The sequence below is a fragment of the Amycolatopsis sp. NPDC114484 genome, assembly GCF_055633755.1.
This window is the reverse complement of sequence record NZ_JBVKDQ010000031.1, coordinates 48,686-68,720: the sequence shown is the minus strand read 5'-3', so window position 1 is coordinate 68,720 and position 20,035 is coordinate 48,686. Positions and strand designations below refer to the sequence as shown.

General features: G+C 69.3%; 20 protein-coding genes and 1 pseudogene. 9 read left to right on the top strand and 12 right to left on the bottom strand.

Annotated elements, in window-relative coordinates; all coding sequences use genetic code 11:
* Positions 1–24: 24 nt before the first annotated feature.
* The 3 genes from ACZ7SW_RS41030 to ACZ7SW_RS41020 all read right to left on the bottom strand — a co-directional run bounded on the left by ACZ7SW_RS41030 (position 25) and on the right by ACZ7SW_RS41020 (position 2,669).
* Complete coding sequence (locus tag ACZ7SW_RS41030; protein ID WP_470235760.1) at positions 25–1,464, bottom strand: NAD-dependent succinate-semialdehyde dehydrogenase; 1,440 nt, start codon at positions 1,462–1,464, stop codon at positions 25–27.
* Between the two features lie 220 nt (positions 1,465–1,684).
* A complete protein-coding gene (locus tag ACZ7SW_RS41025) occupies positions 1,685–2,242 on the bottom strand; it encodes a TetR/AcrR family transcriptional regulator (RefSeq protein ID WP_470235759.1) in 558 nt (185 codons plus the stop codon).
* A gap of 145 nt (positions 2,243–2,387) precedes the next feature.
* Entirely contained in the window at positions 2,388–2,669 is a 282-nt protein-coding gene (locus tag ACZ7SW_RS41020; RefSeq protein WP_470235758.1) for an alkylmercury lyase, read from the bottom strand.
* A gap of 181 nt (positions 2,670–2,850) precedes the next feature.
* Between ACZ7SW_RS41020 and ACZ7SW_RS41015 the strand changes: the two genes are divergently transcribed.
* Positions 2,851–3,987 (top strand): FAD-dependent oxidoreductase, encoded by a 1,137-nt coding sequence (locus tag ACZ7SW_RS41015; RefSeq protein ID WP_470235757.1) that lies wholly within the window; start codon positions 2,851–2,853, stop codon positions 3,985–3,987.
* Between the two features lie 7 nt (positions 3,988–3,994).
* On the opposite strand, the gene ACZ7SW_RS41010 is transcribed toward ACZ7SW_RS41015, so the two are convergent.
* On the bottom strand, positions 3,995–4,912 hold the full coding sequence (locus ACZ7SW_RS41010; RefSeq protein WP_470235776.1) for a GbsR/MarR family transcriptional regulator: 918 nt from the start codon (positions 4,910–4,912) through the stop codon (positions 3,995–3,997).
* Positions 4,913–5,092: 180 nt separating this feature from the next.
* Here ACZ7SW_RS41010 and ACZ7SW_RS41005 point away from each other — a divergent pair, with 180 nt between their 5' ends.
* The gene (locus tag ACZ7SW_RS41005) at positions 5,093–5,353 is read left to right on the top strand and encodes a hypothetical protein (RefSeq protein ID WP_470235756.1); all 261 of its coding nucleotides are present in this window, start codon (positions 5,093–5,095) and stop codon (positions 5,351–5,353) included.
* Positions 5,350–6,711, top strand: a complete 1,362-nt coding sequence (locus ACZ7SW_RS41000; protein WP_470235755.1) for a serine hydrolase domain-containing protein — start codon at positions 5,350–5,352, stop codon at positions 6,709–6,711. The genes ACZ7SW_RS41005 and ACZ7SW_RS41000 overlap by 4 nt, the downstream gene beginning before the upstream one ends.
* Here the strand turns inward: ACZ7SW_RS41000 and ACZ7SW_RS40995 are convergent.
* From ACZ7SW_RS40995 to ACZ7SW_RS40980, 4 genes are read right to left on the bottom strand one after another with little or no spacing between them, the layout of a single operon-like run.
* Positions 6,698–7,636, bottom strand: a complete 939-nt coding sequence (locus tag ACZ7SW_RS40995; RefSeq protein WP_470235754.1) for a GNAT family N-acetyltransferase — start codon at positions 7,634–7,636, stop codon at positions 6,698–6,700. The two genes, ACZ7SW_RS41000 and ACZ7SW_RS40995, sit on opposite strands and share 14 nt — an antisense overlap.
* Positions 7,629–8,327 (bottom strand): cysteate racemase, encoded by a 699-nt coding sequence (gene cuyB / locus ACZ7SW_RS40990; protein ID WP_470235753.1) that lies wholly within the window; start codon positions 8,325–8,327, stop codon positions 7,629–7,631. Before cuyB ends, ACZ7SW_RS40995 begins: the two co-directional genes overlap by 8 nt.
* Positions 8,324–9,328 carry a D-cysteate sulfo-lyase gene (gene cuyA / locus ACZ7SW_RS40985; protein ID WP_470235752.1) on the bottom strand — a complete coding sequence of 335 codons (1,005 nt, stop codon included), beginning with the start codon at positions 9,326–9,328 and terminating at the stop codon, positions 8,324–8,326. The genes cuyB and cuyA overlap by 4 nt, the downstream gene beginning before the upstream one ends.
* 37 nt (positions 9,329–9,365) lie before the next feature.
* A complete protein-coding gene (locus ACZ7SW_RS40980) occupies positions 9,366–10,022 on the bottom strand; it encodes an IclR family transcriptional regulator (protein ID WP_470235751.1) in 657 nt (218 codons plus the stop codon).
* 151 nt (positions 10,023–10,173) lie between these two features.
* Between ACZ7SW_RS40980 and ACZ7SW_RS40975 the strand changes: the two genes are divergently transcribed.
* Positions 10,174–12,051, top strand: coding sequence for an FAD-binding monooxygenase (locus tag ACZ7SW_RS40975; protein WP_470235750.1), 1,878 nt, complete (start codon positions 10,174–10,176; stop codon positions 12,049–12,051).
* Positions 12,052–12,103: 52 nt separating this feature from the next.
* Here the strand turns inward: ACZ7SW_RS40975 and ACZ7SW_RS40970 are convergent, their stop codons facing one another.
* Together ACZ7SW_RS40970 and ACZ7SW_RS40965 are read right to left on the bottom strand one after the other, a co-directional pair.
* The gene (locus ACZ7SW_RS40970; protein WP_470235749.1) at positions 12,104–13,402 is read right to left on the bottom strand and encodes an alpha/beta hydrolase; all 1,299 of its coding nucleotides are present in this window, start codon (positions 13,400–13,402) and stop codon (positions 12,104–12,106) included.
* A 211-nt stretch (positions 13,403–13,613) separates the two neighbouring features.
* Entirely contained in the window at positions 13,614–14,768 is a 1,155-nt protein-coding gene (locus ACZ7SW_RS40965) for an epoxide hydrolase family protein (protein ID WP_470235748.1), read from the bottom strand.
* 83 nt (positions 14,769–14,851) lie between these two features.
* Here ACZ7SW_RS40965 and ACZ7SW_RS40960 point away from each other — a divergent pair, with 83 nt between their 5' ends.
* The 5 genes from ACZ7SW_RS40960 (at position 14,852) to ACZ7SW_RS40940 (ending at position 18,175) form a co-directional block, all read left to right on the top strand.
* Entirely contained in the window at positions 14,852–15,427 is a 576-nt protein-coding gene (locus ACZ7SW_RS40960) for a CGNR zinc finger domain-containing protein (protein ID WP_470235747.1), read from the top strand.
* A gap of 185 nt (positions 15,428–15,612) precedes the next feature.
* On the top strand, positions 15,613–15,765 hold the full coding sequence (locus tag ACZ7SW_RS40955) for a 2Fe-2S iron-sulfur cluster-binding protein (protein ID WP_470235746.1): 153 nt from the start codon (positions 15,613–15,615) through the stop codon (positions 15,763–15,765).
* A gap of 162 nt (positions 15,766–15,927) precedes the next feature.
* Positions 15,928–16,725 (top strand): helix-turn-helix domain-containing protein, encoded by a 798-nt coding sequence (locus ACZ7SW_RS40950; RefSeq protein ID WP_470235745.1) that lies wholly within the window; start codon positions 15,928–15,930, stop codon positions 16,723–16,725.
* A gap of 32 nt (positions 16,726–16,757) precedes the next feature.
* Positions 16,758–17,873 carry a WD40/YVTN/BNR-like repeat-containing protein gene (locus ACZ7SW_RS40945; RefSeq protein WP_470235744.1) on the top strand — a complete coding sequence of 372 codons (1,116 nt, stop codon included), beginning with the start codon at positions 16,758–16,760 and terminating at the stop codon, positions 17,871–17,873.
* Positions 17,870–18,175 carry a MoaD/ThiS family protein gene (locus ACZ7SW_RS40940; protein WP_470235743.1) on the top strand — a complete coding sequence of 102 codons (306 nt, stop codon included), beginning with the start codon at positions 17,870–17,872 and terminating at the stop codon, positions 18,173–18,175. The genes ACZ7SW_RS40945 and ACZ7SW_RS40940 overlap by 4 nt, the downstream gene beginning before the upstream one ends.
* 739 nt (positions 18,176–18,914) lie before the next feature.
* On the opposite strand, the pseudogene ACZ7SW_RS40935 reads toward ACZ7SW_RS40940, so the two are convergent.
* Together ACZ7SW_RS40935 and ACZ7SW_RS40930 are read right to left on the bottom strand one after the other, a co-directional pair.
* A pseudogene (locus ACZ7SW_RS40935) lies at positions 18,915–19,237 on the bottom strand (DUF3140 domain-containing protein).
* Between the two features lie 48 nt (positions 19,238–19,285).
* Positions 19,286–20,017 carry a FadR/GntR family transcriptional regulator gene (locus ACZ7SW_RS40930; RefSeq protein ID WP_470235742.1) on the bottom strand — a complete coding sequence of 244 codons (732 nt, stop codon included), beginning with the start codon at positions 20,015–20,017 and terminating at the stop codon, positions 19,286–19,288.
* Positions 20,018–20,035 lie beyond the last annotated feature (18 nt).

The window sequence follows — 20,035 nt, the reverse complement described above, 5'->3', positions numbered from 1 at the left end:
CGCGGATTCCTTTCGGGGAGCGGTTCAGAACCGCAGAGCGACGGCTTTGGTCTCGGTGTAGGCGTCGATGCCTTCGGCCCCGCCTTCGCGTTCCTGGCCGGAGTTCTTCTGGCCGCCGAACGGAAGTTCCGGGCGCACGGGTGCCGGGTCGTTGACGCCGAGCACGCCGAAGTCGAGCCGGTCGAGCGTGCGCCAGATGCGGCGAAGATCGGTGCCGAACACGTATGCGGCGAGGCCGTAATCGGTGGCGTTGGCCAATTCGACGGCTTCGTCATCGGTGCGGAAGGCGGCCACCGCGAGCACCGGGCCGAACGTTTCCTCGTGGCTGATGAGCATGTCCGGGGTGACGTCGGCCAGCACGGTGGGCTCGAAGAAATGGCCCGGCAGCGCGGAATCCGTCCACCGGTTGCCGCCGACGAGCACGCGCGCGCCCTTGCCGACCGCGTCCGCGACCTGGTTTTCCACCTTCGCCAGCCCGGCTTCGTCGATCAGCGGCCCGATATTGGTGCCTTCGGCGTCACCTCGGCCGACCTTGAGCGCGGCAGTTTTCTTCTCGATCAAGGAAAGCAGGTCGTCGCGGACGCTTTCGTGGACGTACAACCGGTTCACCGCGGTGCAGCTTTGCCCGGCGTTAAAGAACTTCCCGGCGACGACGCCCGCCGCGGCGGCTTCGAGATTTGCGTCCTCGAACACGATCGCCGGAGAGTGCCCGCCCATTTCGAGCGATGTGCGGCGGAGGATATCGCCGGTCTGGCGAAGCAGGCCCAGTCCGACCTCGGTGGAGCCGGTGAAGCTGACCTTGCGCAGGCGGCGGTCGGCCAGCAGTTCGCCGACGAGTTCGGCGGGCCGGGCGGTGGTCAGCGACTGCAGCACGCCGTCGGGCAATCCGGTGTCCTGCACGATTTCCAGCAGTGCGGTGGCGATCAGCGGGGTCTGCTCGGCCGGTTTCGCGATGACCGGACAGCCCGCCGCGAGCGCGAGGCCGACCTTGCGGATCAGCATGCTGGCCGGGAAGTTCCACGGCGTGATCGCGAGCACCGGACCGACCGGCGCGCGCAGCACGAGCCCCGGACCGGCCGCGTTCGCCGGGGTGACCCGCCCGTACGCGCGGCGGCCCTCTTCGGCGGCCCACTCCAGCATCCGGGCGGCTCCGGCCAGTTCGCCGTTCGCCTCGGCGAGCGGCTTTCCGTTCTCGCGGCTGAGCAACGCGGCGAGTTCGCCTTGCCGCGCCCGGATTCCGGCGGCCGCGGCGCGGAGGTGGCCGCTGCGGGTCTCCGGGTCGGTGTCCGCCCAGCCCCGGGCGGCTTTCGCGGCCGCGGCCAGTGCGTCCCGCGCCTGTTCGGGCCCCGCGTCGGCGGCCTGGCCGAGGACGGCGAGGCTCGCGGGGTCGACGACGTCGAACGTCGCCGGGGCGGACTGCCAGCGGCCGTCGATCAGCAGGGTCGCGGCGGCGGTGTCGGGCATCGGTACGCCTTTCGGGTCGGCGGGTTCGGGGATGCGCCGAGTCTGACCCCAGGTGTTGATTAAGTCAACACCCAAGTTTCAGCGAAACCCTTGTCCCGCAAAGCAAAACGGCACCATCCCGCCCCGCCTGCCGTCGCCCGTGAGGGGAACCCTGAAGGACTCAGAGTCCCTCAGGGTTCCCCTCGCGGACCCGCGCTGCCGGGGCCGGGATGGTGCCGGTTCAGTTGTCTCCGGGGCGAGGTTCGGCCGCGAGCAGGCCGCGCAGGGCTTCGAGCGCCGGGCCCGGATCGACGTCCGGGTCCGCCACCTGGTGCAGGAACATTCCGTCGAGGGCGTAGAAGACGAGCTGGGCCAGCCCTCCGCCTGCCGACAGCTCCTTGCCGACCGCGGCGAGATAGCCGTCGTAGAGCCGCCGGACGATCGGCCGCAATTCGGGCCGTCGCGCCGATTCCACGACCAGCTGATACTGGAACACTTGCAGATCCGCGCTGTCCCGGAACCGCTGGCGCACCTCGGGACCGTCCGCGTAGACGCCGGTGCGGGCGCCGATCAGGCCGTTCTCCGCGCTTTCCTCCAGCACGAGGTCCAAAGAGGACTGGAGGAGGTCGTCGATCGAGGAGAAATGGTGCTGGACCGCGCCGGTGGTGCAGCCCGCCGCGCAGGCGACCGCCCGGTAGGTGAGGCCGCGCAGCCCTTCCGAAGCGACCACGCCGACCGCCGCCCGGCGCAGGGCGAGCTTCGTCCCGGTCGGGTCGTCCGGGGTTCCGGACCGGCTCATCCGCACCTCCTCGGCTCCATTGGGGCCGATGCTACATTACAGATGTAATGTTGCCTAGCGCGGCTTGTTCCGTCCGAGAATGTGGTTGCCGCTCACGAAAGACTGCCGGTTCCGGTCGGTTCTTCACCGCACCGTCGGCAAGAACTCAGCCCCGGGCCGCCAACGCGGCGAGCACCCGCTCCCGGGTCGGCACGTCGAGCCGGCAAGCGTCCCCCGCGACAGACCCGGCCGTCCCCATCACGTCGATCCCGTCGACCAGGATCGTCGGCGAGCGGTACCGGCCGACGCGTTCGACGATCGCCGCGTCGAGGCCGCTCTCGGCGAGGCAGCCGGTCACCAGCGACCGGGCCGCCTCGGCGTTCGGGCAGTCCGGGGCGGTCAGCAGTTCCACCCGGATCCCGCGGATCTCCGGCCCGGTCGCGCACATGGCGTCCAGCCTAGGCGGAAATCGGCCCTTGACAATCCGCTTCCGGAAAAAGCTATCGTGGCCGAGGACGTCGAAAGCCACAGCCCGGCAGGTAGTCCGGGCGGCGCGCAGCGCTCGTACCCGCACCTCCCCGGTGCGTCCAGCACGTCCCCTCGCTCCGTATCCAGAAGGGGAATTCGCTGTGCCCGGAAAACTTCGCGTCCTGATCATCGGCGCCGGCGTCGGCGGGCTCGCGCTCGCCCAGGGACTGCACGGCGCCGGGGTTGCCGTCACAGTCCGCGAGCGTGATATCTCAGCGGTCGGCCGGTTGCAGGGGTATCGCCTGCGGATCGACTCCCACGGCCTCGACGCGCTCGACCGGCTGCTCCCGGCGAGGCTCAGCCAGGCGGTGTGGGATGCCAGTTCGACGCCCTCGCGTACCAACTACCTCAACGGGACGCAGCCAGCGGAGCCGGTCGAGCGCAATGTCTCGATCAACCGCCTCACGCTGCGCGAGATCCTCTTGCAGGGACTGGACGACGTCGTCGAGTTCGGCCGCGAGTGCACTGGATACCGCGTGGACGACAGCGTCACCGCGACCTTCGCCGACGGATCCACCGTCTCCGCCGACGTCTTGGTCGCCGCGGACGGCGTGAATTCGGTGATCCGACGGCAATATCTGCCGCACGCGCGCGTGGCCGACACCGGCATCCGCATCATGTACGGCCGCTTCCCGCTCACCCGGGAGACCGCCGAACTCATCCCCGACGAGTGGTTCGGGATCTACCGCGGGCTCGCCGGCCCGGACCGCCTGCACGTCGGGATCGCCCCGGTCCACGCCCGGCGGCCCGCACCGCTGCCGGGTCTCACCGACACCAGCGACTACGTGATGTGCTTGCTCGCCGCCCGCGCCGAACTGCTGCCGTATTCCGACGACGAACTCCGCGCCGCCACCGGGCTGGAGTTGCGGGACCTGACGGTTTCCCTGTCCCGCGAGTGGAATCCGAAAGCGAGCGAACTGCTGTCCCTCGCCGACCCCGAAACGCTGTTCCCCATTTTCATGCGCACCAGCGTGCCGATCAAGCCCTGGCCGACCACCTCGGTGGCCCTCCTCGGCGACGCGATCCACGCGATGAGCCCAGCTATCGGCGTCGGAGCGAACACCGCGTTGCGCGACGCCGAACTGCTCGCCGCGAAGCTCACCGAGGCCGGCACCGATCTCCTCCCGGCACTGCGGGAGTATGAAACGGCGATGATCGGCTACGGCTTCGACGCGGTCCGGACTTCCGCGAAGTTCGGCGCGCTGCGGATGGGACAGCCTGAGCTGCCAGCGCATTGACCGCGGCTCACCTTTCGAGCGCCGCGCGCTGCTCCGCAGTGAGCCGATCGTCCCGCACGGCCAGGCAATACGTTTCGGCCCCGGCGACCCGCAAGACCAGCGGATCAGCGATCGCCGGGCGGCACCGGAGCGCCTCCGCGGCGGCCCTCGCCCGGTCCCGCGGCCAGCCGAGCGCGGCGGCCAACGCGTCCAGCGCGACCGGCCGTCCGGCCTGCACCAGCGCGGCGACCACGGTCAACGCGTCGTATCCGACCGTCTCCGCGAGGTTGCTGTCTCCCATCTGCTCGCTGAGCCTGCCGAAAAACCGGCCCATCTCTCCGAGCCGGGCGCCGGCGGGAGTGTCGGCGCCGAAGAGGTCGATGCCGCGGCGCGCGGCGGACGCGATCCGGCCGTGCGCGTCGGTGTCGGCCCGCCACGCCCGCAGCCAGGCGCCGTCGTCTATCGAGTACCACTCGCGACGACCGCCTGGCTCCGGGCGGCGCAGCACCAGCGCCATGGTTTCCAGGTGGCCGATCGACTTCGACACAGACGCCGGGCTGACCCGCAGCCTGCGCACGAGGTCCGCCGAGGTCAGTCCGTCGGCGATCAGCAGGCAGGCGAACACTCTCGCGGTCATCCGCGGCAGGCCGGTCGCGGCGAGCAGCGTCGCGAACTCGTCGACAAAACCGCGCGCGGCCTCGGAAAGGAAACCGTCGTGAACCGGCGCGGCGGGCCGAACGGGTTTGCGACGGCGAGCCCGGCGCCCAGCGGTCTCCTGCGCGTCGTCCGCGACGTAGACACCGGTCACGCTGTTGCGCGCGACCTCGCGGCTGATCGTGGACGTCGGCCTGCCGAGCTGCCGGGCGATCTCCGCATACCCGAGCCCCTCGGACAGCCAGGCTTCGATCCGCACCCGCTCCTCGCGGGTCAGCCGGTCCCCCGGCATCAGCGCGCCGTCTCGTGCATTCGTCCACAGTACATTGCAACGGCCGAGAACCAGTAATTGCATTTATCCACAGACTCATTGCAATAATTTGCTGTGAGCTGGTGATATGTGAACAAGCAGTGTTGACGCACCCTAAAACGCAACGTAGCTTTTCCTCATTCGGAAAGGGAGGAAGAATTCATGACGCACGTGCTGGCCGTGTCGGCGGTCTCGGACCACAGCAAGTTCTGGAGCAGCCTCAAGAAGGCGCACGCCCAGCTCCCCCAGGGCGCGAAGTGGAAGCTGGCGATCGCGAGCACCGACGGGGCCAAGGCAGTCAACGTCCTCACGCATGACTCCGTCGAAGGGCTCCGGGAGTTCTTCGAAGCCCATGCCAGCCCTTACGCCACCACGGAATACTTCGAAGCGGACGCCGCGAACGCCGTCGGTCTCGCGCGATGACCTTCGACGCGCCGCGGCTCGCCGAACTCCTGGCGGAGTACGGAATCCCGAGCGCCGCGATCGGCATTTTCCGCGACGGACAGCGCACTGAATTCGCGGCCGGCGTCAAGAACGTCGAAACCTCGGAACCCGCGACGACCGGCACCGTCTACCAATGCGGCTCCATGACCAAAACCTGGACCGCGCTGGCGTTCCTGCAACTCGTCGACGAGGGGAGGGCCGATCTCGACCGGCCCGTCCGCGCGTATCTTCCCGGCTTCGCGGTCGCCGATCCGGTGGCCAGCGCGCGGGTCACGCCGCGGCAATTGCTGAACCACACCAACGGGATCGAGGAATCCTACGGCGACCCGGGCGAGGGCGACGACGTCTGCGAGCGGATGGTCGAGAACGTCGCCGGCGCGCCGCAGGTCTTCCCGCTCGGCCACACCCACGGCTACAGCGCGGCACTGGGTTACGCCGTCCTCGCGCGGATCCTGGAAGTAGCCGACGGGAAGCCCTGGGACGACGTCATGCGGGACCGGCTCTTCGCTCCGATGGGCCTGACCAGCACGAACACCCGGCCCGAGCAGGCGGACGAATCCCGGGCGGCGACCGGGCACCTGACCCGCTCCCCGGCCGAGGGCCCGATCGTGACCCCGATCGACTACCTGCCGCGCGCGTACGGCCCGGGCGGCGGCATCACGTCGACGATCGGCGAAGTCCTCGCGCTGGCACAGGTCCTGCTGAACGACGGCGTGGCGCCGAACGGAAACCGCGTGCTCTCGGCGAGACTCGTCCGGGAAATGAAGAATTCGCGAGTTCCGGTCCCGGATCCGCTGATGTTCGGTCCGGAATGGGCGCTCGGCCTCATCGTCTGCGACTGGAACGGCGAAACCGTCTACGCGTCCGACGGCAGCACTGTCGGGCAGAACTCCCGGCTCCGGATCCTGCCGGAGTCGAACGCCGCCGTCGCGATGCTGACCAATGGCGGTCCGCGGGAAAGCTTCTACCGCACCGTGTTCACTGAAATCTTGACCGAGCACACTATCCCGCCGCTGCCCGCACCAGACCCCGCGATAAGCCTCGACATCGGAAAATACGAAGGCGTCTACGAACGGCCCGGCGCGCGATACGAGGTGTCCGCCGAAGCCGGAAAGCTGTACGCGACGCTGACAATCGACCCGATGCAGGCCGAGTTCCTCCGGAAACCGGACCGCGTAAAGTACGAACTGCTTCCGGTGAGCGAAACGCTTTTCCTCATGCCGCCGACAGATCCGCTTGAAGACGCCCAGTCAGTCGCGATCTACGATTTCGAGCACGGCCCGGCGCGGTACTTCCACACCAACTGCCGGGTGCACCCGCGCGTCACGCGGGCTTGAGCAGCGGCACATCCCGGGAAATCTCGCTGAACCCGACGCTGTAGTACAGCCCCCGCGCCGACGGATGTCCAGGCGCGCCAAGGCAAGCGACCGTCGCGTGGGTGGCTCCGGCCGCCCGCGCGCGGTCCATGCCGTGCAGCAGCATCGCGCGGCCCAGCCCGAGCCGCCGGTAGTCCGGATGGGTGCCGACCGGCTCGAATTCGACGGTCTTGTTCGCCTCGTCGAGCCACATGATCGCGGACGCCGCCATCGTCCCGTCCGGTGCTTCGACCAGGATGTGCAAGTCGCCGCGGTACGCCGGGGTCGCGCGGACGCCCTCGTAGCTTTCCAGCGTGTACGCGGTCACGCCCCAGGCGTCCACATGAGCCTGGACAGTCGCTTCCGGTCCGGCTTCGGCGGCGGTGCGGAAGCGGAATCCGTCTGGCAGCACCGGCGTTTCGAGCACTTCGAGGTCGCGTTCGTTCAGCTGCGTCCAGGATCCGGTGTCGCCGAGGCTGTCCGGATCGGGCAGGTAACCGTGCGCTTCCCAGCGTTCCAGGCCGAACTTGTCGGCCGCCCCGGGAAGCACAGTGCGTTCGAGGCCGTCCGCGGTGGCGTCGAACCAGTCGATCACCTCGTCGACCAGCGCGGCGTGCTCGGGATGGACCTGATATGCCAGATAAGCACCCGTGACGTCTTTGACTGAGCCGTCGTTGAGCCGCACGCTCCGGGGCAGCTGCGCCCAGCCCCACGCGACGAGGTCGTCGCCGGCGAACCACAGCCGGCGGACCCAGCTCGCGCCCTGCGCGGCATGCCCTTTGCCCCAGTTCCAAGCCAATTCGCCGTAGGCCGCGTCGCTGTTGACGAGATCCTGGCGGATGGCCGTGATCCGCTGCGCGAGTTCCTGCATGAGAAGTACATCCGCGGCGGTCAGCAGATCAGTCATGGCCCGACTCTGTCAGGCGGACGCCCCGGGCGTCGACCGGTTTTCCGCCGCAGGCGCGGATCACCGCGTCGGCGAGCAGGTCCGTCGGATCGAGCACCCCGGTCGCCTGCCTCGTCGCCAGCGGAAGTTCCGTGCAGGCCAGCACGGTCAACGGCGCGTCGACGTCCGCCAGTGCCCGGAGGAGATGTGCCGCTCCGCTGACCAGGTCACCGCGCTTCACCGCCGCGACCGCCGCGCCGACCTCCCGCTGTCCCGCCTCGGACGGCAGCGCCCACTCGATCCCGGGCACTCCCTGTTGGTACAGCCCGGCGGCGATCGTCCCGCGAGTGCCGAGCAGCCCGACCGGCCCCGCGCGTCCGGCGAGGAAGCTCGCTGTTTCCGCGATCATGTCCACAAAGGGCACTCCGCTGTCCTCGGCCAGCCTCGGGAGAAAGAAATGCGCGGTGTGGCATGGCATCGCGATCACCGTCGCGCCGAGCTCGCGGAGTTTTTCCGCCCCGGCGAGCAAAGCCGGATATGGGTCGGTGCTCCCGTCCAGCACGGCGGCGACCCGGTCCGGCACCGTGGGATCCGCCCAGATCGCCACCCGCAAGTGGTCCTGATCGCGCTCCGCGGCTGTGCGCGCGACCAGTTTCGCGTAGAACTCCGCAGTCGCCGCGGGACCCATTCCGCCGAGAATGCCCGCGATCACTGGAAGGCCGACCGGTAGCCGAACAGCCCCACCGCGCCGCCGGTGTGCACGAAAACGACGGTGTCGGTCGCGGAGAACCGGCCTTCCCCGATCTCGCCGAGCAGGCCGGCGAATCCCTTCCCCGAGTACACCGGGTCCAGCAGTATTCCTTCGGTCTCGGCGAGCAGCCGCACCGCGTCCACCATGGACTGAGTGGGCACGCCGTAGCCCTCGCCGACCCAGCGGTCGTCCACCAGCACGTCGTCGCGGGAAACCTCGGTGCCGATCAGCTCGGCGGTCCTGCTGGCCAGCCCGTGCACCGCGTCGATCTGCCGCGCTTCCGGCTGCCGGACGCTGACGCCGAGCACCCGGGCGGGGCTGTGCACGGCGCGCAACCCGGCGACGAGCCCGGCCTGCGTGCCGGTGCTGCCGGTCGCGTGCACGACCCAGTCGACCGGAATCGGCGCGGCCTCGAGCTCCAGCGCGCACTGGACGTACCCGAGCGCGCCGATCGGATTCGACCCGCCGCCCGGGATCACGTACGGCCGCCGTCCCTGCGCGCGCAGCTTCTCGGCGACCGTCTCCATCGCCGCTGACATATCAGTTCCGGCCGGTACGCGGTCCACGATCGCCGCGCCGAGCAGTTCGTCGAGGAACACGTTGCCGGAGTTTTCGTACTCCTCGTCGCGCACCTGGCGTTGTTCCAGCAGCAGCTTGCAGCTCAGCCCGGCGCGCGCGGCGGCCGCGGCGGTCTGCCTGGCGTGGTTGGACTGCGTCGCGCCCTGGGTGATCAGCGTGTCGGCACCCCGCGCCAGTGCGTCGCCGAGGAGGAATTCCAGCTTGCGCGTCTTGTTGCCGCCGGTCGCCAAACCGGTGCAGTCGTCGCGTTTGATCCAGAGGTCCGGTACGTCCCGATGGCGTTCGCGCAGCCGCGCGGTGAGCCGTTCCAGCGGTTCGAGCGGGGTCGGGAAGTGTCCGAGCGGGAAGCGGGCGAAGCGCGTCGTCTGTACCACGGACGCCATCGTGCTTCCGGAGCCCAGCCGCTGTCCACCGCGTCCACTACGGATGCAGTTCGGCCCGGATCACCTGCGCCGCCTGCGCCAGCCGACCGCCGATCGCAGAGATATCAGCCGGGCCGGTCAGATACACCACAGCCAGCGCGGCCGGATGCTGCCCGGGCACCGCGAGCGGCACCGCGATCGACGACAGGCCGGGGATCACCTCGTCATGGCTGGTTTCGTACGGCGCCTTCTCCCCGCGCAGCTGCTGCAGGATCGCGCGGCCCGGTGCGCCGTCGGTGATCGGATGCCGGCTGCCCGGCCGCTGCGCCACCGCCGCTGCCGCCTGTCGCGGTTCGACGCTGGCCAGCGTGACGACGGAATCCTCGCCGTCGAGCGTCGCGAGGAACGCCGTCATGCCCAGTTCGTTCGCGAGCACGGTCAGCTCGGGCAACGCGGTCGACTGCAGATCGCGGGAAACGTTGCGCGCCAACGCCGCCAGCCGCGCTCCCAGCTCCAGCTCGCCGTTCGCGCCGCGCACGACCAAACCGTGGTCTTCGAGCGTGCGCACGATGCGGTAGGTGATCGACCGGTGCAGCCCGAGCCGCGAGGCCAGCTCGCCGATCGACAGCGGCGCGTCGGCCTCGGCGAGAACTTCCAGCGCGGTGAGCCCGCGCGACAACGTCTGCGACCCGGCCGCTTGCTTGGCTTCCGTCACGACTCGGTCCTTCCCCGCGGGGTCTTGTGCACCGGAGCGGCCCACCTTAGCATCGATGTACTCAATAATTGAACAACGAGTTCTATTATCGAACACGGTCCCCTTGGAGTTTCACCGCGCTCCCGGTGCTCACAGCGAAGTGAGGAAACTTATGCAGTTCCACCACCACGGCTACGTTTCCGGCGAACCGCGCGTCCTCCCCGCCGCCGGAACCGGGATCGACCGGCCCGCGGAACTGCCGGACGAGGTCGACGTGCTGATCGTGGGCACCGGCCCGGCGGGCATGATCACCGCCGCGCAGCTGTCCCGGTTCCCGAACGTCGCCACGCGCGTCGTCGAACGCCGCGGCGGACGGCTCGAAGTCGGCCAGGCGGACGGGATCCAGGCCCGCAGCGTCGAAACGTTCCAGGCGTTCGGCTTCGCGAACCGGATCGTCGAAGAGGCGTACCGGATCACCACGATGTCCTTCTGGAAGCCCGATCCCGCCGATCCGAAGCGCATCGTCCGGTCCTCGCGCGTGCCCGACGATCCCACCGGGATCAGCGAATTCCCGCACCTCATCGTGAACCAGGCGCGGGTGCAGGACTATTTCGCCGAGTACATGGCGAACTCCCCGAGCCGGATGACGCCCGATTTCGGCCTGGAATTCCAGTCGCTGACCATTGCCGAGGGCGACGAATATCCGGTTTCCGTCACGCTGCGCCATACCGTCGGGCCGCGCACCGGCGAGGATCGCGTTGTCCGGGCCAAATACGTGGTCGGCTGCGACGGCGCACGCAGTGCGGTGCGCGAGTCGATCGGCCGCGAACTCGTCGGTGATCAGGCCTTGCACGCGTGGGGCGTGATGGACGTCCTCGCCGTCACCGATTTCCCGGACATCCGCACGAAATGCGCCATCCAGTCCCACGACGGCGGCAACATCCTGCTGATCCCCCGCGAAGGCGGCGCGCTGTTCCGGATGTACGTCGACCTGGGCGAGGTGCCCGAGGACGACCGCGGAGCCGTCCGGAAGACGACGATCGACCAGATCATCGCGCGCGCCAACGCGATCATGCGTCCCTACACTGTGGACGTGAAGAACGCGGCCTGGCACAGCGTGTACGAGGTCGGCCACCGCCTCACCGACAAATTCGACGACGTTCCGGTCGGCGACGATCGCCTGCCGCGCGTCTTCATCACCGGCGACGCCTGCCACACGCACAGCGCGAAAGCCGGACAGGGCATGAACGTCTCGATGCAGGACGGGTTCAACCTCGGCTGGAAACTCGGCCACGTCCTGGACGGCCGCGGCCCCGCTTCGCTGCTGGCCACCTACTCCGCGGAACGCCAGCTGATCGCGAAGAACCTCATCGATTTCGACAAGGAATGGTCGACGCTGATGGCGACCCGGCCGGAGGACCTGGCCGATCCGGCGGAGCTGGAAGAGTTCTATGTGAAGACGTTCGAGTTCCCGTCCGGGTTCATGACGTGTTATCAGCCGTCGGTGCTCATCGCCTCGCCAGAACACCAGGACCTGGCAACCGGGTTCCCGATCGGCAAACGCTTCAAATCGGCTCCCGTCATACGGGTCTGCGACGCCAATCTGGTCCACTTAGGACACCATGCGCAGGCCGACGGCCGGTGGCGCATTTACGTGTTCGCTCCAGCCGCGCCCGCTTCGTCGACCGAATTCGCGGACTGGCTGGGTTCCTCGCCGGACTCCCCGGTGGTCGCTCACACTCCGAAGAACCTGGACTCCGACGCCTGGTTCGATGTGAAGGTGATCTACCCCGGGCCGTACGAGGACGTCGATCTCGGCGAGGTCCCGGAGGTCTTCCTCCCCCGCACCGGCCCCTTCTCCCTGATCGACTACGAGAAGGTCTACGCGGCAGATTCGGCGGACGACATCTTCGCCACCCGGGGCATCTCGCGCGACGGCGCGGTCGTGGTGGTGCGGCCGGACCAGTACGTCGCGAACGTCCTTCCGCTCACCGCACCTGCCGAACTCGCCGCGTTCTTCGCCCCCATCTTCGCCGCCGAATGTCCGTGAGGGGAACCCTGACGGAATCTGATTCCCTCAGGGTTCCCCTCACAGACGGTGGTCAAGACCGCTCGGCTGGGCAAAATCGGTCCTGTGCCGGGAAATGTCCGTCGACCAGGTAAGCCGTCGCGGTGTCGTTCAGGCACTTGTTCGCACCCGCGCCGTAAGCGACGTGCCCGCCCTGGTCGGCGGTGACCATCCGAGCCCGGCCGCCGAACGCCCATCGCGTGCGCAGCGCCCCGGGCAACGGCGTCGCCGGGTCGCGGAGGTTCTGCGCCATCAGCACGTTCGCCGGTCCGTCACCGGTGATCCGCACCTTCGGCTCCGCCGGCGCGGGCCAGTACGCGCACGCCCGGACATCGGCGGTGTAAGCGCCGTACATCGGATACCGCGTCCGGTCGATCTCGACGTTGCGCTGATAGGTCCGCACCGACGTCGGCCACTGCGAATCCCCGCAGATCACCCCGAGATAGCCGACCGGGAAGCTGCCGCGATCACCGGCTCCGGCCGCGGCCGTTCCAGGAAGCGGCTGACGCGTATCGAGCAGATGCCAATACGTGGCAAGCTCTGTGAAACTGTTGTCATTGCGAAGCTCCCCGGACGTGAAGCCGCGGAACGCCGTCCCGTCGAACCCGGACTCCGGCCTCCGGTCCAGCCGATCGGCCAGCCCGAAGTACTTCGCGGTCACCGCCGCCGGCGTGGCACCGAGGCGGTATTCCTGGTCGTGCTCAGCGGCATGCTTCGCGAAGTCGGGGAACCGCGACTGGAACCCCATGCCTTGCGCCCGCAGCGCCTCGACGTCGTATCCCTCCGGCGGCAAACTGCTGTCCAGGACAACCCGGTCACTGCGCTCCGGGAACAGCGTCGTGTACACCGCCCCGAGGTAAGTGCCGTACGACTCCCCGTAATAGGAAATCTTCGGCTCGCCCAAGGCTTCCCGCACCCGGTCCAGGTCGCGCGCAGTGTTGGCGGTGGTGATGAACGGCACCAGATCGGCAGTCTCCGAACTGGTGCACTGCTTGGCGATCCGCTCCGCCAGCGCGGCCGATTTCGCCACCTCCACCGGATTGTGCGGATAAGGCGGATTGGCCGCGACCGCCTTGTCCGCGTCGTTCAGCCCGCAGGTCAGCCCCGCACTGGAACCGATTCCGCGCGGGTCGAATCCGACGATGTCGTAACTGTCCCGCACCGCCTGCGGAAACGGCTGCACCACCGGGACGCGCAGCCCGGCGAGGCCCGGACCGCCGGGATTGACCAGCAGCACACCGCGTCGCTTTTCCGTCTTCGCCGCGGACAGCCGGGACACCGCGATATCGATCTTCCGCCCGTCCGGATGCCGGTAGTCCAGCGGAACGGCCACCGCCGAACACTGCAACCCGGGTAGCTGACCACCGCCCGGACAAGCGCCCCACCGCAATGGCTCAGCCGACGCTGGCGCCGCCGACACCACCCCTGCCAGTGCCGCGGCGGCAAGAGCGATCGGCATGGTCTTTCGCATTCAGCTCTCCTCTTCGGATCGGAGTTGCTGATTCACCACACCAGCCGAGGTCGCGGCGGACCCCTGCCATTTGTCACCCCCGCAGCACCGCGGCGAGCCCCTCCCGCAGGTCCTGGACGAAATACTCCGGCACTTCCAACGACGGGAAGTGCCCGCCCCGTTCCGGCTCCCGCCACCGGACGATCTGCCGGAACCGCTCCCGCGCCCAAGGCCGAGGGGTCTTCTCGGTGTCCCGGGGATACATGGTGACCGCCGCCGGAACGTCCACCCGAAGCTCCGGATCCAGCGAATTGTGGCTCTCGTAATAGATCCGGGCCGCCGACGCCCCGGACCGGGTCAGCCAGTACAACGTGACGTCGTCCAGAACGCGATCGCGGGAAACAGTCTCAAAAGGACTGTCCTCAGTGTCCGACCACTCCGCGAACTTGTCCACGAGCCAGGCAAGAAGCCCGACCGGCGAGTCGACGAGCGAGTACCCGATGGTCTGCGGCCGCGTCGCCTGCTGCTTCGCATACGCCGCGCGATGCCGCCAGAAATGGCGGGTCTCCTCGGTCCACCTGCGCTCGTCCGCCGTCAGCCCGTCCGTCGGCAACCCAGGCGGTCCCTCGGCGAACAACGTGTGTACGCCAAGAACATGCTCCGGAAACCGGCCAGCGAGAACCGTGGTGATATTGCCGCCCCAGTCGCCGCCGTGAGCCAAGAACTCGCGGTACCCGAGCTTCCCCATCAGCTCTACCCACGCGGCCGCGATCTTTTCCGTCCCCCATCCGGTAGTCGTCGGTTTGTCGCTGTACCCGAAACCCGGCAGCGACGGAATCACGACGTGAAACGCTGGCGCGCTGGGGTCGTCCGGATCCGCCAATGCGTCCACGACGTCGACGAACTCCGCGACGCTGCCCGGCCACCCGTGCGTCACGATCAGCGGAGTGGCATCCGGTCGCGGGGACCGGCGGTGCAGGAAGTGGATTCCCAGACCGTCGATGACCGTGCGGAACTGGCCGATCCGGTCGAGGCGCTCCTCGAACGACCGCCAGTCGTACTCGGTGCGCCAGTAGTGCACGAGATCGACGAGGTCGGCGAGCGGAACGCCCTGATCCCATCGGCGGGGGCCGTGCACTGTCTCGGCCTCCGGAAACCTCGCCGCGGCTAGCCGAGCCCGCAGATCGTCGAGGTCGGCGTCCGTCGCGCGGGCTTCGAATGCCTGCACATCGCTGGTCAGAGCGGTCATGAGTCCTCCTCGGTCAGGGTGGAACCGGCTAAGACGGTTCTAGCAGTCGCCCGCGTCCGAGCGCAACCGGCTAAGCTGGTTCCATGCCTGCCGCGTTCCCTGACTTCCGCCTCGGCGCCGTGCTCGCGACCAGCTTCACCGCGACGCTGACCGAACGCTCCGGCGACGCCGTCGAGCGCATTCCCACCCCGCAGCGGCTCGCCGATTGGCTGGCGGTGAGCGGCCTCGCCGTGGACTCCTGCACGACTGACCAGCTCGAACTCGCCCGGGAACTGCGGGAATCGATTCACGCCGCCGCGACCGCGGCCGCGCTCCACGAAGCCCTCCCCGCGTCCGCCGTCAAGGTCATCAACGACCGCAGCGCTCAGGGCCACGCCTCGGCCGTCCTGACGCCCGACGGCGAACGGCGCTGGCAACTCAGCTCAGCCACCGCCGTCGAAGACGCCCTCGGCGTGATCGCCGCCGACGCGATCAGCATCATCTCGGGCGAACGCGACGGAAAGCTCGCCTTGTGCGCCTCACCTACCTGTCAGGCCGCGTTTTTCGACACCAGCCAGAGCCGCACCCGTCGATGGTGCGAGATGAACACGTGCGGGAACCGGCAGAAGAAGGCGCGCTTCAACGCCAACCAGCGCAAGAACGCCAAAGCAGCCGAGTAACCCCCGGAATGAGCAACCACTGCGGCCGATCCCGGTTGAACATCGGTTTCGCACCTGGCCGGATTGACCACTGCCGACGAGCTGGAAGCCGCCATCGGCCGCCCCGGCGCGGCGATCATGCTGAACCAGCTCGACCGTCTCGACGGAGGCCGCGAAACGCTCCTCGGCCACGGCATTTCCTTAAGATGCCGGTCGAGAACGTTGACGCGGCCACGGTCGAACCGGGCGGCACACTGTTCGACGCCAGCCTCGCTGCGGGCCTGCCGATGCCGTACTCGTGCACCGTGGGCCGCTGCGGCGAATGCCTGTTCGGCTGCGTTCGGGAGACGTCGCGATGAAGCAGCCGAACAGCCTCGCTCCGCAGCAGATGGCGGACGGCTACGTGCTCGCCTGCGTCGGCTGCCCGCGCTCAACAGTCGTCCGCGACCTCGGCGACCGCTGCCGCCCGGAATTGTCGGTCCCCCGATTTACCATGGCGGCACATCCGAGGAGGTGGGCACATGCGGGACGCCGTGCTCGAGGCGGCGAGGTTCCTGGCCGCCGGACGCACCCGGCGGCTCACGCTCGAGGACGTGGCCGACCACGTCCGGTACAGCCCGTTCCACCTGGCGCGCGCGTTCGAGCGGGAGATCGGCCTGCCGCCGGGGAAATTCCTTGCCGCGCAACGGTTCCAGCTCGCCAAGGAGCTGTTGCTGGACACCGGCGAGAAGGTGGTCGACATCTGCCACGAGGTCGGGTTCTCCGCGCCGGGCACCTTCACCACCCGGTTCACCGCGGCGGTCGGGGTCAGCCCGCACCGGTTCCGGCAGCTGCCCGGGCTGCTCGCCGAGCACCCGCCGGAGCCGGTGCGGGTCGCGGGCCCGGACTGCGCGGGCGGGGCCGTCACCGGCCGCGCGCTGCTGAGCCCGGCCTCGGTCGCCGCGCTCGACGGGGCGCCCGCGGTGTACGTCGGGCTGTTCGCCGGGTCGTCGGCGCGCGGCGTCCCGGTCAGCGGCTCGCTGCTCGGGCCGGATCTGGAGTTCACGCTCGTCGACGTGCCGCCGGGCACCTACCGGCTGCTGGCCTGCGCGCTGCCGTCGGCAGGCGATCCGCGCGCGCAGCTCGCGCCGAGCGTGCAGGCGGTCGGCTCGGCCGCCCGCCCGGTGCGGATCCGGGGCGGGCCGGTGCCGCTGCGCCAGGACGTCCGGCTGGACGTCGCGCCCGCGTGGTCGCCTCCGGTGCTGGTCGCGCTGCCTCCTCTGGCGTCGGAGGGAGCGCAAGAATGGAGAGGCGGCTCCCGGCTGGCGAGGTTAGGTTGAACCAGGTCACAGCCCGTTGTCAGGGAGAAAGCATGCCTGGAGTTCGAGTATTGGTCGGCACCCGCAAGGGCGCGTTCATCCTCACCTCGGACGAGGGCCGCACGCGCTGGGAGGTCGACGGCCCGCACTTCGGCGGCTGGGAGGTCTACCACCTCGCCGGCTCGCCCGCGGACCCGGACCGGCTGTACGCGTCGCAGTCCACGTCGTGGTTCGGCCAGCTGATCCAGCGCTCCGACGACGGCGGGAAGACCTGGAACCAGGTCGACCACGAGTTCGTCTACGAGGGCGGGGCGGGCGAGCACCTCTGGTACGACGGAACGCCGAAGCCGTGGGAGTTCACGCGGATCTGGCACCTGGAACCGTCGCTGACCGACCCGGACACGGTGTACGCGGGCGCGCAGGACGCGGCGCTGTACCGCAGCACCGACGGCGGGAAGAGCTGGCGGGAGCTGACCGGGCTGCGCAAGCACACGTCCGGGCCGGGCTGGCAGCCGGGCGCGGGCGGGCTGTGCCTGCACACCATCATCCTCGACCCGAGGAACTCGAAGCGGATGTTCGCCGCGATCTCCGCCGCGGGCGCCTTCCGCAGCGACGACAGCGGCGAAACCTGGCAGCCGATCAACCGCGGCCTGCACTCCGAGGGCATCCCGGACCCGGACGCCGAGGTCGGGCACTGCGTGCACCGGATCGCCCTGCACCCGTCGCGCCCGGACGTGCTGTTCATGCAGAAGCACTGGGACGTGATGCGCTCGGACGACGCGGGCGAGCACTGGCGCGAGATCAGCGGCAACCTGCCGAGCGACTTCGGTTTCCCGATCGCGGTGCACCCGCACGAACCGGAAACGGTGTACGTGGTCCCGATCCGCAGCGATTCCGAGCACTATCCGCCGGAGGGAAAGCTGCGCGTGTACCGCAGCCGCACCGGCGGCGGCGAATGGGAACCGCTCACCAACGGCCTGCCGCAGGAAAACTGCTACGTGAACATCCTGCGCGACGCGATGGCCGTCGACTCCCTCGACGAGGCAGGCATCTACTTCGGCACCACCGGCGGCCAGGTCTACGCCTCGAACGACGCGGGCGAGAGCTGGGCCCCGATCGTGCGCGACCTCCCCGCGGTGTGCTCGGTCGAGGTGCAGACCCTGCGATGACCACCGTCGTCCGCGTCAAGCTGCCCACGCACCTGCGCCGCCTGGCGAAGGTCGAGGGCGAGATCCAGCTGCCAGTGGAGGACCCGCCGACGCGGGACTCCCTGCTGGACGCACTGGAACGCGCCTACCCGCAACTGCGCGGCACGGTCCGCGACATGACCACCGGCAAACGCCGGGCGTTCGTCCGGTTCTTCGCCTGTGAGGAAGACCTGTCGAACACCGCCCCGGACACCGCACTGCCCGCCCCGGTCCTGTCCGGAGCCGAACCGTTCCTGATCATCGGAGCCATGGCGGGCGGCTGACCACGAACCACCGGCCGAGGGGAAGAACCCCGGGCCTCGGTGCGTCCCGGGGGCGCACCGAGGCCGGGGGCTCACGACCGGCTGGGCTGGTTTTGCCGGGGCCGATGGCGGCAGCGGAGTGGCGTCCGCCGGGAGCCGAGCGTGGCGGAAGCTGCTACAGGGGACGAGGCTTGACTTGCGGGAGGCCATGAGCCACGGTCCGCTGCGGCCAGGCTGGCGAAACCCGACTTCACCGACGCAACCGCGAAGCCACGCTCTGCCGCAGCCAGACTCGCGAACCCGACTTCACCGACGCAACCGCGAAGCCACACTCCGCCAGAGCCAGACTCGCGAAACCCGACCTCGCCGATGCGAGCACGAAGCCACGATCTGCCGCAGCCACCTCCGTGAACCCCGACCTCGCCGACGCGAGCACGAAGCCAGACTCCCCCGGAACCAAGCTCGCGAAAGCCAACTTCACCGGGCGCAAGCGCAGCGAACTCAACCTTCGCCAGGCCCGCCAAGCGCGGGGCTCAACCTCGCCAAGCCCGCCGAGCACCGGCCTCGACCCCGCCCCACTCGCTCCAACCTGGCATCCGCTACTTGCAACGCATTCGGTGCGTCCCCCCGCACCAAACGTCGCATTAAGCCTCTCCAACAGCGACCAAGGCCCTCCGCAGGAGACAAACCTCCCCAACCTCAGCGCTCCGCAACCAGCCACACCGCAACCCGCGCGGACGCCCCGTCGACCCCGGCCGGATCAGTCCCGCACCCGCTTCACCGGATCATGTCCCAGCGACATCAGCCCTTGCCGCCACCCCGCGTCCCCCGTCACGGGCTCCAGGTCGTCCCGGCGCGAGGCGTGCACCCGGTCCACCACATCGCGCATCACCTCGACATCCCTCTCGTTCACGTCCGACTTGCGTTTGCCCGGGATCGACAGCACCTGACGGCCGGTAGCAGACCCCACCTGGTCCGGAAGCGGCCCCGTCTCCGTTGCGGCTTCCCGGGTGCGCAGCCAGTCGGCCAGCTTCCGCGAGGTCTCACCACCCGGTGGAATTCCGTCCACAGCTCGTCGTCCACGTGCGCGGCCACCTCGATCACCTCCCGGCGTCGTCGTCAGTGGCCCGGTTACCCGGGCAGCATCGAGTCCACATAGGACCTGGCCCGCGCGGCGATCCGCGCCAGTGCGGCGCATCCCGGCTCCGCGACCCCCGTCCGGACCGCTGACGCGATCGTCCGGTGGTCCTCCCACGACCGGGAAAGGTCGCCGTGTTCGGTGAGTTCCTCGAGGAGCCGGTCGGCCGTCAGGCGGCGCAGCGGGAGGCGGATCGCGAGCATGCTGCGCAGCAGGATCCGGTTGTGCGCGGCTTCGGCCAGGGCGACGTGGAACTCCGCGTCCGCCTCCAGGAAACGGTCCCGGTCGGTCAGAACCGCCGCCATCCGGTCGACCAAATCCGTCAGAACCGCCAGCTCGGCGGCGGTCCGGCGGCGGGCGGCCAAGGCGATGACGGTCGATTCGATCGCCTCCCTGGCCTCGACCAGCTCGCGATACTCCGTCACGTCCGAAGCGCCCAGCTGCCACGGGACGAACCGGGCCGCCGAAGGTTCCAGCACGAACGTTCCGATCCCCTGGCGCGTCTCGACCCAGCCGCGCGCCTGCAGTGTCCGGACTGCTTCGCGGACGGTCAGCATCGACACCCCGGCCGAGGCCGCGAAATGCCGCAGCGACGGCAGCGCGGCACCGGGAGGCCATTCGCCGCCGAGGATTTTCCGGGTCATCTCTTCGACCAGCGAATCCACCACGCTCACCCGCCGCACCCGAGCCAGCTCCGGCGGCGGTCCCCTCCGTCGCGAGGTCATCGCGTCAGCGTACGGATT

Excerpts from the sequence above, each read along its gene's own strand:
- ACZ7SW_RS41030 (WP_470235760.1), bottom strand. The coding sequence starts at position 1,464 with ATGCCCGACACCGCCGCCGCGACCCTGCTGATCGACGGCCGCTGGCAG.
- ACZ7SW_RS41025 (WP_470235759.1), bottom strand. The coding sequence starts at position 2,242 with ATGAGCCGGTCCGGAACCCCGGACGACCCGACCGGGACGAAGCTCGCC.
- ACZ7SW_RS41020 (WP_470235758.1), bottom strand. The coding sequence starts at position 2,669 with ATGTGCGCGACCGGGCCGGAGATCCGCGGGATCCGGGTGGAACTGCTG.
- ACZ7SW_RS41010 (WP_470235776.1), bottom strand. The coding sequence starts at position 4,912 with ATGCCGGGGGACCGGCTGACCCGCGAGGAGCGGGTGCGGATCGAAGCC.
- ACZ7SW_RS41005 (WP_470235756.1), top strand. The coding sequence starts at position 5,093 with ATGACGCACGTGCTGGCCGTGTCGGCGGTCTCGGACCACAGCAAGTTC.
- ACZ7SW_RS41000 (WP_470235755.1), top strand. The coding sequence starts at position 5,350 with ATGACCTTCGACGCGCCGCGGCTCGCCGAACTCCTGGCGGAGTACGGA.
- ACZ7SW_RS40995 (WP_470235754.1), bottom strand. The coding sequence starts at position 7,636 with ATGACTGATCTGCTGACCGCCGCGGATGTACTTCTCATGCAGGAACTC.
- cuyA (WP_470235752.1), bottom strand. The coding sequence starts at position 9,328 with ATGGCGTCCGTGGTACAGACGACGCGCTTCGCCCGCTTCCCGCTCGGA.
- ACZ7SW_RS40975 (WP_470235750.1), top strand. The coding sequence starts at position 10,174 with ATGCAGTTCCACCACCACGGCTACGTTTCCGGCGAACCGCGCGTCCTC.
- ACZ7SW_RS40965 (WP_470235748.1), bottom strand. The coding sequence starts at position 14,768 with ATGACCGCTCTGACCAGCGATGTGCAGGCATTCGAAGCCCGCGCGACG.
- ACZ7SW_RS40960 (WP_470235747.1), top strand. The coding sequence starts at position 14,852 with ATGCCTGCCGCGTTCCCTGACTTCCGCCTCGGCGCCGTGCTCGCGACC.
- ACZ7SW_RS40955 (WP_470235746.1), top strand. The coding sequence starts at position 15,613 with ATGCCGGTCGAGAACGTTGACGCGGCCACGGTCGAACCGGGCGGCACA.
- ACZ7SW_RS40950 (WP_470235745.1), top strand. The coding sequence starts at position 15,928 with ATGCGGGACGCCGTGCTCGAGGCGGCGAGGTTCCTGGCCGCCGGACGC.
- ACZ7SW_RS40945 (WP_470235744.1), top strand. The coding sequence starts at position 16,758 with ATGCCTGGAGTTCGAGTATTGGTCGGCACCCGCAAGGGCGCGTTCATC.
- ACZ7SW_RS40940 (WP_470235743.1), top strand. The coding sequence starts at position 17,870 with ATGACCACCGTCGTCCGCGTCAAGCTGCCCACGCACCTGCGCCGCCTG.
- ACZ7SW_RS40930 (WP_470235742.1), bottom strand. The coding sequence starts at position 20,017 with ATGACCTCGCGACGGAGGGGACCGCCGCCGGAGCTGGCTCGGGTGCGG.